Genomic DNA, 13,590 nt, shown 5'->3' with positions numbered 1-13,590 from the left:
CATGCTGTGGCTGGCCTAAGTCGTTACACAAAGATGAACAAAGGTGATCCGTTGAGCGAGACTTCCCCGATTATTCTATGGTTGCGCCGTGATTTACGGCTGAGCGACCATCCCGCCCTTCATGCCGCCTGTGAGTCCGAGCGGCCTGTGATTCCTGTGTTTATCCTTGATACGCAATTTGCTTCATTGGGCGCCGCGCCAAAATTTCGCATGGGGCTCGGGCTTGGGCATCATGGCGCTGCCTTGGAGGACGCGGGCAGCCGTCTTATCCTGCGCCGCAACGACAGCGCACTGGAAGCTTTGCAGGCTTTGATTAAAGAGACAGGGGCAGGGGCAGTCTATTGGACGCGCCAATATGATCCAGATGCGATTGCCCGCGATACCGAAGCAAAATCTGCACTCAGAGAGCAGGGGATCGAGGCGAAGTCCTTTGGGGGGCATATTATGTTCGAGCCTTGGACCGTCGAGACAAAGACAGGTGGATATTACAAGGTTTACACACCCTTCTGGCGCAATGTGAAAGACCGTGACGTCGAGGTGCCGCTGAAAGCACCACCAACGATCAAAGCACCTCCTAGTTGGCCTGCTAGCGATGATCTGGCCGATTGGAAAATGGACGCAGCAATGATGCGCGGAGCGGATGTGGTGCGCCCCTTTGTGCAACTGGGTGAAAAAGCAGCGCAATCGCGCCTCGGTGCGTTTCTGGCGCATAAGGTGGCCGATTATAACACCACCCGCGATTTGCCCGGTGTCGATGGCACATCGAACCTGAGCGAGAACCTCGCCCTTGGCGAGATCAGTCCGAACCAATGCTGGCACGCAGGCCAACGCGCGCTGCAAGAGGGCAAGGCGGGGGCCGAGACCTTTCTCAAGGAATTGGTCTGGCGCGAATTTGCCTACCATCTCATGCACCACACGCCACGTATCTTAGACCGCAACTGGCGCGAGGAGTGGGAAGCCTTTGACTGGAACGAGGACGAGCGCCGTGCAGAGGTGAAGGCGTGGAAGCAGGGGCGCACGGGCATCCCCTTTGTCGATGCGGCCATGCGCGAGATGTATGTGACAGGGCGGATGCACAACCGCGGACGCATGATCGTGGCCAGCTACCTGACCAAACATTTGCTGTGCCATTGGCGCATCGGGCAAAAGTGGTTCGAGGAGTGTCTGATCGACTGGGACCCCGCGTCCAACGCCATGGGGTGGCAGTGGTCGGCAGGCTCTGGCCCCGATGCCACGCCATACTTCCGTGTGTTCAATCCTGTGACACAGCTCGACAAATTCGACAAAAACCGCGATTATGCGGGGCGCTGGATCGCCGAAGGGCGCGGTGCGCAGCACAAAGATGCACTTGCGTATTTTGAAGCGATCCCGCGTCATTGGAATATGGCGGCAAGTGACACCTATCCCGATCCCGTGGTCGACGTCGGTGAGGGACGCAAGCGCGCGTTGGATGCCTATTCCAACAAGAGTTTTTAGCGGTTTCGCATCACATTTTTCTTAGGTAAATTAGCGGCTAAGCCGACGGGTAGGGACATGTAATGATTTTAACGACAACCGAAGGGCAGAAAAACCTGCCACGATATTTCGCGCGCGTTATGGGTATGGCGTCATCGCTGCGCTACGGGCGGATTGATTTTGTGCTGCCAGACGGGCGCCGATTTCGCGCCGAGGGGCAGAACCCCGGCCCGGTTGCGGAATTGGACATTCACAATGTCGATTTGTTTGCCCGTCTGATCCGTGAAGGCGATCTGGGGTTTTGTGATGCCTATCTTGATGGTTGGTGGAGCACGCCTGATTTGCAAGCGTTTATGGATTTTATCCATGCCGATAACGAAGACATCTATGACGGATTTCCAGGTATGGGACTCGTGCGCCGTTATGAGCAGGTGCGGTTCTGGTTGCAGCGCAATTCGAAGGAGCAAGCGCGCAAGAACATTTCCTACCACTATGATCTTGGCAATGACTTCTATGGCCTATGGCTTGATGACACGATGAGCTATTCGAGCGCAATTTTTACAGACCCCCAGCAAAGTATGGAAGCCGCGCAGATCGAGAAATACAAATCCATGGTCGACGAAATGGGTGTCGCGCCGGGCGATCATGTGCTTGAGATCGGTTGTGGTTGGGGTGGGTTTGCTGAATACGCTGCTGCCGAGCGGGGATTGCAAGTGACCTGCCTCACAATTTCAGAAGAGCAGTTTAAGTACGCAGTGGACCGCATTGAAAAAGCAGGGCTTTCGGATAAGGTGACGTTCAAGTTGCAGGACTACCGCGACGAAAAAGGTCTTTATGACGGGATCGCCAGCATCGAGATGTTCGAGGCCGTTGGCGAGAAATACTGGCCCGTTTACTTTGAAACGGTGCGCGACCGCCTCAAGCCCGGCAAAACGGCGACCTTCCAGATCATCACGGTGGCCCACCGACGCTGGAAGGTCTACAAACGCGGCGTCGACTTTATACAGAAATACATTTTTCCGGGTGGCATGCTGCCCAGCCCTGTGGTGCTGCGCGAGCAGATCGAGAAGGCGGGTTTGGCCGTTGAAAAATCCGTCGAGTTTGGCAAAAGCTATGATATTACGCTGCGCCGCTGGCATGAGACATTCAACGAAAAATGGGATCAAATCGCTGCGATGGGCTTTGACGAGCGGTTCAAGCGGATGTGGAATTTTTACCTCACTTCTTGCGCAGCGACATTTGACAGTGGAAATTGCGATGTAACCCAGATTACGGTGCGCAAACCGGGCTAATCCGGTGGATGCATCGAAGGAAGCTCTCAATGCCTACTGCAGCACGCCTTGTCGGGGCGGTACTTTTGGCCATTCTGGGATGGCTTTTGTCTGATGTTGTTCGACCCCTGATGCCAGAGGGGACAGCCTTTGGCTGGTTCAACTACGTGAATGCATTTATCGGCCTCTGTGTGGGGTGGGTTGTCGTGGGTCCGCGCGTGGGGCGGGGCCTTGTTTCAGCGATCAATAACGGAGCCACGGGGACGGCCGTGATGATCCTGTGGTGCCTATTTGCGCATTCATGTTATGAGATGTTCCGCCTTGCCATGCGAAACCGTTACGATGGTCCGATGGAGGCGCTGACTGCGATTTTCCTGATTGCCTCTGAGTTTGGCATTATGATCGCGACCCCTACGTTTTTCGCGACTGCGATTGTGGGCGCTCTGGTCGTTGGTCCCGCAGCTGAGCAAGCTGGCAAGCTCTGGCGCTAGGGCATGACCGCACCATTGTTCTTTTACGGCACTTTACGGCATGCCCCGCTGTTGGAGATCGTGCTAGGTCGTGATCTTGGGGCTCAAAACCTGAAACCTGCAGTTTTACCAGAGTTTGCTGCCTTTGCCGTTGCTGAGGGGCCGTTCCCGATGCTGGTCGCGCAAGCGGGCGGGCGTGCGCAGGGGCTGTGTGTTTCTGGACTTACGGATGTCGATATTGCCCGCCTCGATTTCTACGAGGGCGGTTTTGACTATGATCTGATTGATGTGGTGCTGGAGAGTGGGCAGGACGCACAGGTTTATGTCTGCGCGACAGACCGCTGGACGGCCCAAGGCGCTTGGGACTTTGTAACGTGGCGCACACAATGGGGTGAGATGTCGTGCCACGCCGCAGCAGAGGTTATGGGCCACTATGGCACGTACGACCGCGATGCAGTGGCAGCGATGTTCCCCCAAATTCGTGCACGTGCATGGTCAAAGGTATTGGGTGCGCACTGGCACGCGGGCCAAGGAGTGTTTGACGGCAGGGTCGAGATCACGAAACAGCTCCGTGCCTACACTGGATACTTCGCGGTGGACGAGGTCAGCCTTCGCCACGAACGGTTCGATGGCACCATGTCCCCCGTGCTGGAGCGCTCATATTTCATCGGCGGGGACGCCGCATTGGTCCTGCCTTACGATCCGGTGCGCGATGTCGTACTGCTGGTAGAGCAGATCCGCATGGCGCCAATCGGGAGGAATGATCCAGAAGTCTGGCACCTTGAGCCCATTGCAGGGCGTATAGATGCGGGTGAGACGGCGGAACACACCGCCCTGCGCGAAGCGCGTGAAGAGGCGGAGTTGGAGATTGACCGTCTGGAGCTGGTTGCACGCGGCTATCCAAGTCCGGGGGACTCCACGGGCTACTATCACATCTTCGTAGGGATTGCGGATCTGCCCGAAGGGGCGGCGCGGGTGTCAGGCCTTGAAACAGAGGCGGAAAATATCCGTTCGCGGCTGATTCCATTCACCGATTTTCTTGCTATGGCAGAGCGTCAGGCGCTGGCTAATACGCCGCTCACGCTCTTGGCATATTGGCTCTCGCATCATCGAAGCAGGTTGAGGTCTTGAGTGTGCGCCGCTAGATGTAGCAAGGACAGCAATTGAGGGCCTGACATGCATGTAGCACGCGATCTTGAACACGCAGTGGGCAATACGCCCCTGATTAAATTGCGCGGGGCAAGCGCGCTGACGGGCTGTGAGATTTACGGCAAGGCAGAATTCATGAATCCCGGCCAGTCGGTAAAGGACCGCGCGGCACTGTTCATCATCCGCGATGCTATTGCGCGCGGTGATCTCAAACCCGGCGGCACGATTGTCGAAGGTACGGCTGGCAACACGGGCATCGGACTTGCGCTGGTGGGGGCGTCTATGGGGTTCAAATCCGTGATTGTCATTCCGGAGACGCAGTCGGAAGAGAAAAAGCAGATGTTACGCTTGGCCGGGGCCGAACTGGTCCAAGTGCCGGCAGCGCCATACCGCAATCCAAACAATTTCATCCGTTATTCCGAACGGCTGGCAGAAGAGCTTGCCCGCACCACGAACGAGGGTGTGATCTGGGCGAACCAATTTGACAACATCGCCAACCGTCAGGCCCATATCGAGACGACAGGCCCCGAAATCTGGGCGCAGACAGATGGCAAAGTGGACGGTTTTATTTGTGCAGTTGGCTCTGGCGGAACGTTGGCAGGGACGGCTATGGCGCTTCAGCCCAAGGGTGTGAAAATCGGTATCGCCGATCCTGATGGTGCGGCACTTTATAACTATTACACCAAGGGTGAGTTGACGATGGAAGGCGGCTCAATCGCCGAAGGCATCGGTCAAGTCCGTATCACCAAAAACCTCGAAGGATTCACACCCGATTTCGCCTATAATATCTCTGACATGGAGGCGCTGCCGCTGGTCTTTGACATGCTGGAGCATGAAGGGCTATGCCTTGGGGCATCTTCGGGCGTCAACATCGCAGGCGCCATTCGCATGGCCCGCGAAATGGGGCCGGGTCATACCATCGTGACGATCCTGTGCGATTATGGCACGCGTTATCAGTCCAAGCTGTTCAATCCTGCCTTCCTGCATGAAAAAGGTCTGCCTGTGCCAGAGTGGCTCGAACGTGCTCCCGCAAATCTGCCATCGGTTTTCGAGGACGTATGATCCGGTCATTACAGCTTGGATTGGGAAGGCTCGCGGCCCTCGTTGGGCTGATTTTGTTGTGTGCCGCTGCGGTGAGTGCGCAGGAAGTCCCCGGTGTCGATATGGCGGGGTGGAACGCGCTAACCTCGCGTGCAGAGCAGGCTGTGGATTCCGAGGATACGGAAAATGCTGTATTGGAGACGCTGCGCGGCGAACTTGCGACTTACCGCGAGAAATTCAACGAGGCACGGGGGGTAAACAGCACCCGCATTGCCAGCCTGCGTGACCAGCTTGCTGTGCTGGGACCGGCCCCTACGGGCGAGGATTCAACACCTGAAGCGGCGGAGCTTGCCGCGAAGCGCAAAGAGCTTGAAAGTCAACTGGCCACGTTAACAGCCCCTGTGCAAGTCGCTGATAGCGCCTATGCCCGTGCGGACGGTTTGGTGGGCGAGATTGATACGATTATGCGAAACCGTCAGGCAGAACAGCTGCTTGTCATGACGGAGACACCTCTCAATCCTGTTCATTGGCCCGTCGCCTACGAAGCTTTGCGCACGGCTATATCCAAGCTGTGGAATCCACTCAGCCCGCAGGAAATCGAGCGGCGCGACGAGCTGTTGATCAGCAACCTGCCAAAGATCCTGTTCGCGACAATTGCAGGTCTGGTGCTGATTTTTCGAGGACGTCGTTGGTCGAAAATGATTGTCGCAAAGCTGAGTGTGGTTGGCGGTAGCGGTATCGGCGTGTGGCGGTTTGTTATCTCGCTTCTGCGGATTGTCTTTCCGTTGATTGGCTTGGCTTTACTAGCTTATGCCGCCCGAACAACAGGATATCTGGGCAGTCGTGGAGACGAGCTGGTTGTGTTGATCCCTGTGCTGGGCGGGTTCATGCTTGGATTTCGCTGGGTCGCTGAGCAGGTATTTGCCCGCGAAGACGATGCGGCGCTGATCGCGTTGAGTGCGCCCGACCGCGCCGAAATGCGGTTTCTGGTGAGTGGTATCACGCTGTTGATTATCGCCAACACGCTGTTGATGCAGATTGTGACGTTGGACGGGGCGAGCAGTCTGGTGAAAACGGTAGTTAGTTTTCCATTCACTGTTCTGATTTCTTACGGTGTTTACCGGATTGGCCGTCTGCTACGCCACTTCGGCGGTGAAGTTGTTGAACAAGAGGACGAGGAAGTCACTCGGGCCAGTACCTTGGGGCGCTTGGTGCGCAGCCTTGGCACCTTTGCCATTGTGGTGGCGTTTGCCGCGCCAGCGCTACAGGCGGTGGGCCTCTTCAACGCGGCGGAGTTCATTCTGCACCCTACTGTCCTGACGCTTGTGATCCTTGGCCTCGTACTGGCGCTTCAACGGTTCGGCGCTGATGTCTACGGTTTGATCACTGGTCAGGGAACGGCGTCGCGTGAAGCACTTTTACCGATCTTCTTTGGTCTAATCCTTTTGTTGCTCGCGCTGCCTGTCCTTGCGCTGGCGTGGGGGGTGCGCGTGTCTGACCTGACAGAGGTTTGGGCCGCTTTCCGGCGGGGATTTGCGATTGGCGACTCGCGCATATCGCCGACCGATTTTCTGACCTTCGCATTGATATTCACATTTGGTTATCTCGCCACGCGGTTGGCCCAAGGTGCACTTAAAAATAATGTTCTGCCCAAAACGAAGATCGACAAGGGTGGCCAGAATGCCATCGTTTCGGGGCTAGGTTATGTCGGTATTTTCCTCGCAGCTTTAGCAGCAATTACAGGGGCAGGGATTGACCTCAGTTCGCTTGCGATTGTAGCGGGTGCGCTATCTGTCGGGATCGGTTTTGGTTTGCAAAACATCGTGTCCAACTTTGTCTCTGGGATCATCCTGCTGATTGAGCGGCCCATCTCCGAGGGGGACTGGATCGAAGTAAGTGGTGGGCAGATGGGGTATGTGCGCGATATCTCGGTACGCTCCACACGGATCGAGACGTTTGACCGTACGGATGTGATTGTTCCCAACGCTGATTTGGTTAGCGGGACAGTCACCAATTATACCCGTGGAAACACGCTGGGGCGTGTAATCATTCCCGTTGGAGTTGCATACGGAACCGACACAAGACGCGTCGAGACGATCTTGCGTGAGATTGCCGAAGTGCAGCCTATGGCGCTTGCCAATCCTGCGCCCAATGTTTTGTTTATCGGGTTTGGCGCTTCATCGATGGATTTTGAAATCCGCATGTTCCTGCGTGATGTGAATTGGATGATGGCGGTGAAAAGCGATGTAAACCACGCTATTGCACAACGCTTTGCCGAGGAAGGCATCGAGATACCTTTCGCTCAGCAAGATATATGGCTGCGCAATCCCGAGGCACTGCAGCGCGCAACACTCGATAAAGAACCGCGCCCCAAAGCAAAAGCGGCCAAGCCAGCGCCCATGGGCGATGCCTCAAAAGGAGAGGGGGACCGATGACCCATATGTTGTTCAGAGACGACCCGTACCAGCGCGAAATACAATCGCGCGTGATTGCCCATACCGAAGAGGGTGGTGTGATCCTTGACGCGAGCTTGTTCTACCCCACTGGCGGCGGCCAGCCTGGCGACAGCGGCAGCCTCGAATGGGACGGCAAGCGCATGGCGGTTGCGACGGCTGTCAAAGGCGAAGATGGCGCAATTGTCCTGGTCCCATCAGAGCCTGTGGCTCTTCCGCCCGTGGGTTGTCATGTCATTCAACAGCTTGATTGGGACCGCAGACACAAGCACATGCGCATCCACACAGCTTTGCACCTGCTTTCAGTGGCGGTGCCTTTTGCCGTAACAGGTGGGGCAATATCGGCCACCCATGGCAGGCTTGATTTCAACATGCCCGACGCGCCCGAAGACCGCAGCGCTCTTGAAGAAGCACTAAACGCTTTTGTTGAGCGGGACGCCCGTGTCAGCGATGGCTGGATTACCGAGGAAGAGTTGGATGCAGCCCCTGAACTGGTCAAGACAATGGCGGTCAAGCCGCCGCGCGGTCAGGGCGATATCCGTCTGGTGCGCATTGGCGAAGAGGACGACTGGATCGACCTGCAACCCTGCGGCGGCACCCATGTGGCCCGTACTGGCGAGATTGGTGCACTGCGCCTTGGAAAGATCGAGAAAAAGGGCAAGATGAACCGCAGGATCTATGTCCATCTCGACAGTTGAAAATTTGGCAGCTTTCTTGCGCATTTCGCCCTTGCGTTCCCGCGCTAACCCTTGCTAAAGACGCCTCAACGGATCGGTGGCCGAGTGGTCGAAGGCGCACGCCTGGAAAGTGTGTAGGCGGGAGACCGTCTCCAGGGTTCGAATCCCTGTCGATCCGCCACTAACCCCTTTTTTATAGATATTGATTTTGCGAATTGGTTGCTGTCTTTTTGAGGCAGACGCTTTTGGCGCGTGGCTTCGCTCTGTTTTAGGGGCGGCAGGGGAGATTTTATGACTGACATGGCCTCTACGCTTGGGAACGACCACCTGAGCCTTACTGTTGCAGCGCTTGGCGCGGAAATGCAGTTCTTGCGGACCACCTCAGGGGCGGACTTGCTGTGGAAAGGTGACGTCGCTTTCTGGTCGGGGCGTGCGCCAATCCTGTTCCCGATTGTCGGCCGGGCGGTGGATGATATTATAGCTGTCGAAAATCATACGGCACCGATGCCACAGCACGGATTTGCACGGCGGAGCAGCTTTTCTTTAGCAGAGCAAACTGACGTGATGTGCCGCCACACGCTTATGGATACCGAGCAGACCCGCGCGGTCTATCCGTTTTCTTTCAGATTGGACGTTGTACATCAGCTGGACGGTAATACCCTTCGCGTGAGGGTGGAAGTTCGTAACGAAGGCGGGACTTCGATGCCTTTCGGTTTCGGGTTTCACCCTGCCTTTAGCTGGCCACTGCCTGGCGCGGCTGGTCAGATGCACCACGTTACTTTGGCGCAAGGCGGCTCTCCCAAGCGGGTCGCGATTGAGGACGGGCTGCTGCGCCCTCAACCTGTTAAAGGGCCATTCATAAACGGGGATTTACTCATCGAAGAGGCGCTGTTCACTGACGGTGCAGTGGTCTTTCCGAATGGGTCGGATGCGCTGCGCTATGGGCCGCAAAATGGTCCTTCATTGTCATTCGAATTCAACAATTTGCCTGATTTGGCCCTTTGGCGGCCCAAAGATGCGCCGTTCTTATGCATTGAGCCTTGGCATGGGACGGCGTCCTATTTAGGGGATGGGCCGCAGATTTCAAAGCGTCCAAACACAACTACTTTGGAGGCGGGTAAGACTGCAACTTTTGGCTACGCTGTAACAGTGGACCTGTAGACGGGCGGCCTGTTGTCTTAGACTTCGGGACCGAACCCCAATATCAACTGGCGCAAACCGATAGCTGCGCCGAGCATAATCGAGATTAATGTGACAGGCGCGCTGTAGGACAGCACGGAAAATGCTGACATTCCTTGGCCCACGCTGCATCCGACTGCAACAACTGCACCGATGCCCATCAGGGCCGCACCGAGAATTTGGCGGCGAAGCTCGCGCGGATCTTCGCAGGCTTCCCAGCGAAAGTGGCCTTTGATCAAGCTCCCTAAAAAGGCGCCAAACACCACACCTACTACAGAACCCGTGCCAAAGCTGAGGGAATTGCCTGAGGAGGTCATGGTATACAGGATCGTTTCGCCCAAGGGCGCAGAGAAGGTATGGCTTACGATGCGTGTGGCGTCATAGCCGTTGTTGGCGACCCATTGAGTGCCTGCCCAGCCTGACACGATGGCGACGCCGACAACTGCTCCCCATATAATATAGCTGGGGGCTCTGCGCATTTCGCGGTGGGAGAGGGTTCCGATAAACAGAACTGCGCCAATGATAATACCTGCCAAATTGACCGATAGGCCAGATAGGGAGGAGAGAGCGTGGGCAAACGATTGCGCGCTACTTGCGGGTTCGGTCCCACCAAAAAGCCAGATGCGCAGCCCCGCTAAGGGGCCACCTAATGTAATGTAAGCCGAGATGCCCATAATCAGAACAATGAGGAGGGAGCGTAGATCGCCCCCGCCAACCCGCGCCAATGCGCCGTAGCCACAATTGCCGGCCAGCGCCATGCCATAGCCAAACACCATTCCCCCCGCGACACTGCCCAAAGGGTTCCAATGTTGCGATAGGTAGAGCGTCTCGTCAAGCTCCAGCAGCCCCGCAGCCGACAGGCCGAACGTCCCCATGACCGCGACACCGATCGCGATGCCCCACATCCGCAGCCGTAGCGTGTTTTCGCCGTAATAGACGTCTTCGATCGCGCCTAAGGTGCAGAATCTTCCCATCCGCGCAGCAAGCCCAAGAAGAAGTCCACCGGCAAGCCCCGCTAGAGCGACAAGCGCAGGTTCAGAGATCAGGTCTAGCATGGGGTCAATTCAAACAGTGCGCAGGCAACTGACGTTAATTCTCACGACAAAACAGGTCATAGACAACTTCCATGATCTGTTTCGGACGCTCGTCGGTGAGCCGGTAATAGATGGCTTTTCCGTCGCGACGCGGTGTTACAAGCCCTTCAAGGCGCAGGCGGGAAAGCTGTTGAGACACGGCCGCCTGACGGGCGGATAACAGAGTCTCAAGCTCAGTTACCGATTTTTCGCCAGATGCGAGGTGGCACAGGATCATCAGGCGACCCTCATGACTGATTGCTTTGAGAAAATTGGAGGCGTCGACCGCGTTCTTGGCCATTCTGTCCATGTCTTCTGCACACATATTTACGTCAAATACTGGTAAACCCATCGTTTCCTCAATCTTTGCATCGTGCTTGGCGCCAAAAGCAGGTGTCTGCTGTGTCATGGTCTGAAGCGCCCTTTCAGACGAAATTTCCATTAGGTGCACTATAGCGCACTACCTAACCAATTCAATATTTGCATTGCCAAGCATCTGGCTCAGCAAACCCCAAAAGAAGTCCTCACCCGGATATCCTTCGAGGCGCGACACTTCTTTGCCGTCCACAACCAATACGAATGTAGGTGTAAAGAATAATCCACGCTGGAATTTTAGATCATCAGGCCGGTCTGCACGAATATCCATGCGGCGCAGGGGTGCAGCTTGGCCCTCCGCAGTCTTTGGATAAATCTCAGAAATTTCCTTATTCCAGCGCGCGCACCACATGCAGCCGTCTTCTTCAACCATTACCAATTCGGTTTGGGCAAAAGCGGGGAGCGCGGCGGCAAGCGCGAAAACCCCTCCCAGAAATATGGTGCGAAGTGACATGATAATTTGACCTTTGATCTTCACATAATGTAATCTGAATATGTAATGTATACAAGGGTAGACCGTTTCCATGATGGACATCACATTTTTTGGCGCTGCCCTTGCTGGGCTTTTGTCGTTCCTGTCGCCGTGCATTTTGCCGATTGTTCCGTTTTATCTGAGCTATCTTGCAGGGGTGGGGATGAACCAGATATCTGCGGATGCCACCATTGACCGTCGCACGCGGACCCGCGCTGTTTTGGCGGCGTGTTGTTTTGCGGCGGGTGTCATAACGATCTTTATGGGGCTAGGGGCTGCGGCATCTACCTTTGGTCAGGCCGTGCGCGAGTATTTCGACATTCTGCGCTGGGTAGCGGCGGCAGTGATTATTGCAATGGGTCTGCATTTTCTGGGTGTGATCCGCATTGGCATTCTGTACCGCCAGATGCGTGTAGACGCAGGCGAGACGTCGAATGTCAGCTACGCAGGGGCATATGTCATTGGTCTGGCCTTCGCCTTTGGTTGGACCCCTTGTGTGGGGCCTGTTCTCGCTGCGATCCTTTTTACTGCAGCGGGGACTGACACCGCGGCGACAGGGGCATGGCTGCTTTTTGTCTACGGGGTTGGTATGACGGCACCGTTTATTGTGGCTGCCCTCTTTATCGGGCCATTTATGCGCTGGATGCACAAATTTCGCCGTAATCTGGGGACTATTGAGAAGATCATGGGCGTCATGCTCATTATCTTTGGCCTGCTTATTGCAACAAATTCAGTGAACTACATTGCGCAGTGGATGTTGGAAGTATTCCCCAACTTCGGCGCAATCGGATAACAGGGAGAGCTATCATGAGAAAACTTATCACCGCTTGCGCGATTCTGATGTCGCTGACATTTGGCGCATACGCCGCGACCATGGGCGATGACGGCTTGCACAAAGCACCGTGGATGCGTGACACGTTCAAGGACCTGCACGAGGATCTGGCGGAAGCCAACGCCGAGGGCAAGCGCCTCATGGTCATCGTCGAGCAGCGCGGCTGCATCTATTGCAAGAAGATGCACGAGGAGGTCTTTCCGATTGAGGAGATCGCCGATTACATCGAAGAGAATTTCTTTGTCGTTCAAATCAATATGTTCGGCGATGTCGAAGTCACAGACTTTGACGGGGAGACATTGCCCGAAAAGGACATGGTTAAGAAGTGGGGGGCGTTGTTCACGCCATCGATTCTGTTTTTCCCGACCGAAGTAGGCACAGATGTCTCCGCGGGGCGTGCAGCAGCGGCCACTATGCCTGGTGCCTTTGGGCGATATACCACATTCAACATGCTTAACTGGGTTGTGGAGGAAGGATATAATGGCGACGAGAGTTTCCAGAAATATCATGCACGTAAGTTTGCAGAGCAGACTGACTAGCGCAAAATAAGGCAGTTTAGCGCCGTATCAAATATTAAAATTCAATTAGTTGAATTTGATTGTTGCACGATCGGGAAATTGTGCGCTACGGTATACAAAATGTAGTGTTTGGGAGGACGCATGAGAATTTCCGTCATAACAGTCATCGTAGCAGGGTTTGCGGCCTCAGCCGCATATGCTGAAGAAATTGAACCAACAGCAGTCAGCTATACCGATGGCGCAGTGGAGAAGTCGTTGTCCGGTGTTGCAGGCGATCCGGCTAATGGCCGTGTAATCGTTGGCGACAAAGGGCAAGGGAACTGTGTTGCATGTCACCAAGTAACTGATTTGGCCGATGTGCCGTTTCAGGGCGAGATTGGTCCCATGCTTGATGGTGCCGGCGACCGCTGGTCCGAAGCAGAATTGCGCGGTATCGTCGCGAACGCCAAGATCATGTTCGAGGACAGCATGATGCCATCGTTCTACAAGACCGAAGGGTTTACCCGCCCCGGCAACGCCTACACAGGCAAAGCGCCGGATGAGACATTTGGACCGCTTCTGAGCGCCCAGCAGATTGAAGATGTCGTGGCATACCTTGCCACACTCAAGGAATAGCAGACCCTTT

The 13,590-nt window shown here is 55.6% G+C and carries 14 protein-coding genes and 1 tRNA gene; 12 read left to right on the top strand and 3 right to left on the bottom strand.

The features are described from left to right. The first annotated feature begins 51 nt into the window (after nucleotides 1–51). The 9 genes from Q0775_RS16900 to Q0775_RS16860 all read left to right on the top strand — a co-directional run bounded on the left by Q0775_RS16900 (nucleotide 52) and on the right by Q0775_RS16860 (nucleotide 9,677). A complete protein-coding gene (locus Q0775_RS16900; RefSeq protein ID WP_298863675.1) occupies nucleotides 52–1,476 on the top strand; it encodes a deoxyribodipyrimidine photo-lyase in 1,425 nt (474 codons plus the stop codon). 62 nt (nucleotides 1,477–1,538) lie between these two features. Continuing rightward, nucleotides 1,539–2,747 carry a cyclopropane-fatty-acyl-phospholipid synthase family protein gene (locus Q0775_RS16895; protein WP_298863671.1) on the top strand — a complete coding sequence of 403 codons (1,209 nt, stop codon included), beginning with the start codon at nucleotides 1,539–1,541 and terminating at the stop codon, nucleotides 2,745–2,747. A gap of 29 nt (nucleotides 2,748–2,776) precedes the next feature. Next, nucleotides 2,777–3,217 carry a TrgA family protein gene (locus Q0775_RS16890; RefSeq protein ID WP_298863668.1) on the top strand — a complete coding sequence of 147 codons (441 nt, stop codon included), beginning with the start codon at nucleotides 2,777–2,779 and terminating at the stop codon, nucleotides 3,215–3,217. A 3-nt stretch (nucleotides 3,218–3,220) separates the two neighbouring features. Beyond that, complete coding sequence (locus tag Q0775_RS16885; protein ID WP_298863665.1) at nucleotides 3,221–4,327, top strand: gamma-glutamylcyclotransferase; 1,107 nt, start codon at nucleotides 3,221–3,223, stop codon at nucleotides 4,325–4,327. A 45-nt stretch (nucleotides 4,328–4,372) separates the two neighbouring features. Continuing rightward, complete coding sequence (locus tag Q0775_RS16880; RefSeq protein ID WP_298863662.1) at nucleotides 4,373–5,407, top strand: cysteine synthase A; 1,035 nt, start codon at nucleotides 4,373–4,375, stop codon at nucleotides 5,405–5,407. Further along, entirely contained in the window at nucleotides 5,404–7,821 is a 2,418-nt protein-coding gene (locus tag Q0775_RS16875) for a DUF3772 domain-containing protein (RefSeq protein ID WP_298863659.1), read from the top strand. The genes Q0775_RS16880 and Q0775_RS16875 overlap by 4 nt, the downstream gene beginning before the upstream one ends. Further along, on the top strand, nucleotides 7,818–8,537 hold the full coding sequence (locus tag Q0775_RS16870; RefSeq protein WP_298863656.1) for an alanyl-tRNA editing protein: 720 nt from the start codon (nucleotides 7,818–7,820) through the stop codon (nucleotides 8,535–8,537). The genes Q0775_RS16875 and Q0775_RS16870 overlap by 4 nt, the downstream gene beginning before the upstream one ends. A 70-nt stretch (nucleotides 8,538–8,607) precedes the next feature. After that, nucleotides 8,608–8,697, top strand: a tRNA-Ser gene (locus Q0775_RS16865). 110 nt (nucleotides 8,698–8,807) lie between these two features. Then, nucleotides 8,808–9,677, top strand: coding sequence for an aldose 1-epimerase family protein (locus Q0775_RS16860; protein ID WP_298863653.1), 870 nt, complete (start codon nucleotides 8,808–8,810; stop codon nucleotides 9,675–9,677). Nucleotides 9,678–9,694: 17 nt separating this feature from the next. Here Q0775_RS16860 and Q0775_RS16855 read toward each other — a convergent pair whose 3' ends face one another. The 3 genes from Q0775_RS16855 to Q0775_RS16845 form a co-directional block, all read right to left on the bottom strand. Further along, on the bottom strand, nucleotides 9,695–10,750 hold the full coding sequence (locus Q0775_RS16855) for a YeeE/YedE family protein (RefSeq protein ID WP_298863650.1): 1,056 nt from the start codon (nucleotides 10,748–10,750) through the stop codon (nucleotides 9,695–9,697). A gap of 34 nt (nucleotides 10,751–10,784) precedes the next feature. Further along, nucleotides 10,785–11,120, bottom strand: a complete 336-nt coding sequence (locus Q0775_RS16850; RefSeq protein WP_298863831.1) for a metalloregulator ArsR/SmtB family transcription factor — start codon at nucleotides 11,118–11,120, stop codon at nucleotides 10,785–10,787. A gap of 108 nt (nucleotides 11,121–11,228) precedes the next feature. Further along, on the bottom strand, nucleotides 11,229–11,597 hold the full coding sequence (locus Q0775_RS16845) for a hypothetical protein (RefSeq protein ID WP_298863647.1): 369 nt from the start codon (nucleotides 11,595–11,597) through the stop codon (nucleotides 11,229–11,231). A 70-nt stretch (nucleotides 11,598–11,667) separates the two neighbouring features. Here Q0775_RS16845 and Q0775_RS16840 point away from each other — a divergent pair, with 70 nt between their 5' ends. The 3 genes from Q0775_RS16840 (at nucleotide 11,668) to soxX (ending at nucleotide 13,580) form a co-directional block, all read left to right on the top strand. Continuing rightward, nucleotides 11,668–12,408: a cytochrome c biogenesis protein CcdA gene (locus Q0775_RS16840; RefSeq protein WP_298863645.1), complete on the top strand. Its 741-nt coding sequence runs from the start codon at nucleotides 11,668–11,670 to the stop codon at nucleotides 12,406–12,408. 14 nt (nucleotides 12,409–12,422) lie between these two features. Beyond that, the gene (locus tag Q0775_RS16835; RefSeq protein ID WP_298863642.1) at nucleotides 12,423–12,986 is read left to right on the top strand and encodes a thioredoxin family protein; all 564 of its coding nucleotides are present in this window, start codon (nucleotides 12,423–12,425) and stop codon (nucleotides 12,984–12,986) included. 120 nt (nucleotides 12,987–13,106) lie between these two features. Continuing rightward, nucleotides 13,107–13,580, top strand: a complete 474-nt coding sequence (gene soxX, locus Q0775_RS16830) for a sulfur oxidation c-type cytochrome SoxX (RefSeq protein WP_298863640.1) — start codon at nucleotides 13,107–13,109, stop codon at nucleotides 13,578–13,580. Nucleotides 13,581–13,590: the final 10 nt, after the last annotated feature.

The sequence above is a fragment of the uncultured Sulfitobacter sp. genome, from assembly GCF_947499945.1.
Classification (GTDB): Bacteria; Pseudomonadota; Alphaproteobacteria; order Rhodobacterales; family Rhodobacteraceae; genus Sulfitobacter.
The sequence above is the reverse complement of the archived record's forward strand: the minus strand, read 5'-3'. Positions and strand labels throughout refer to the sequence as shown.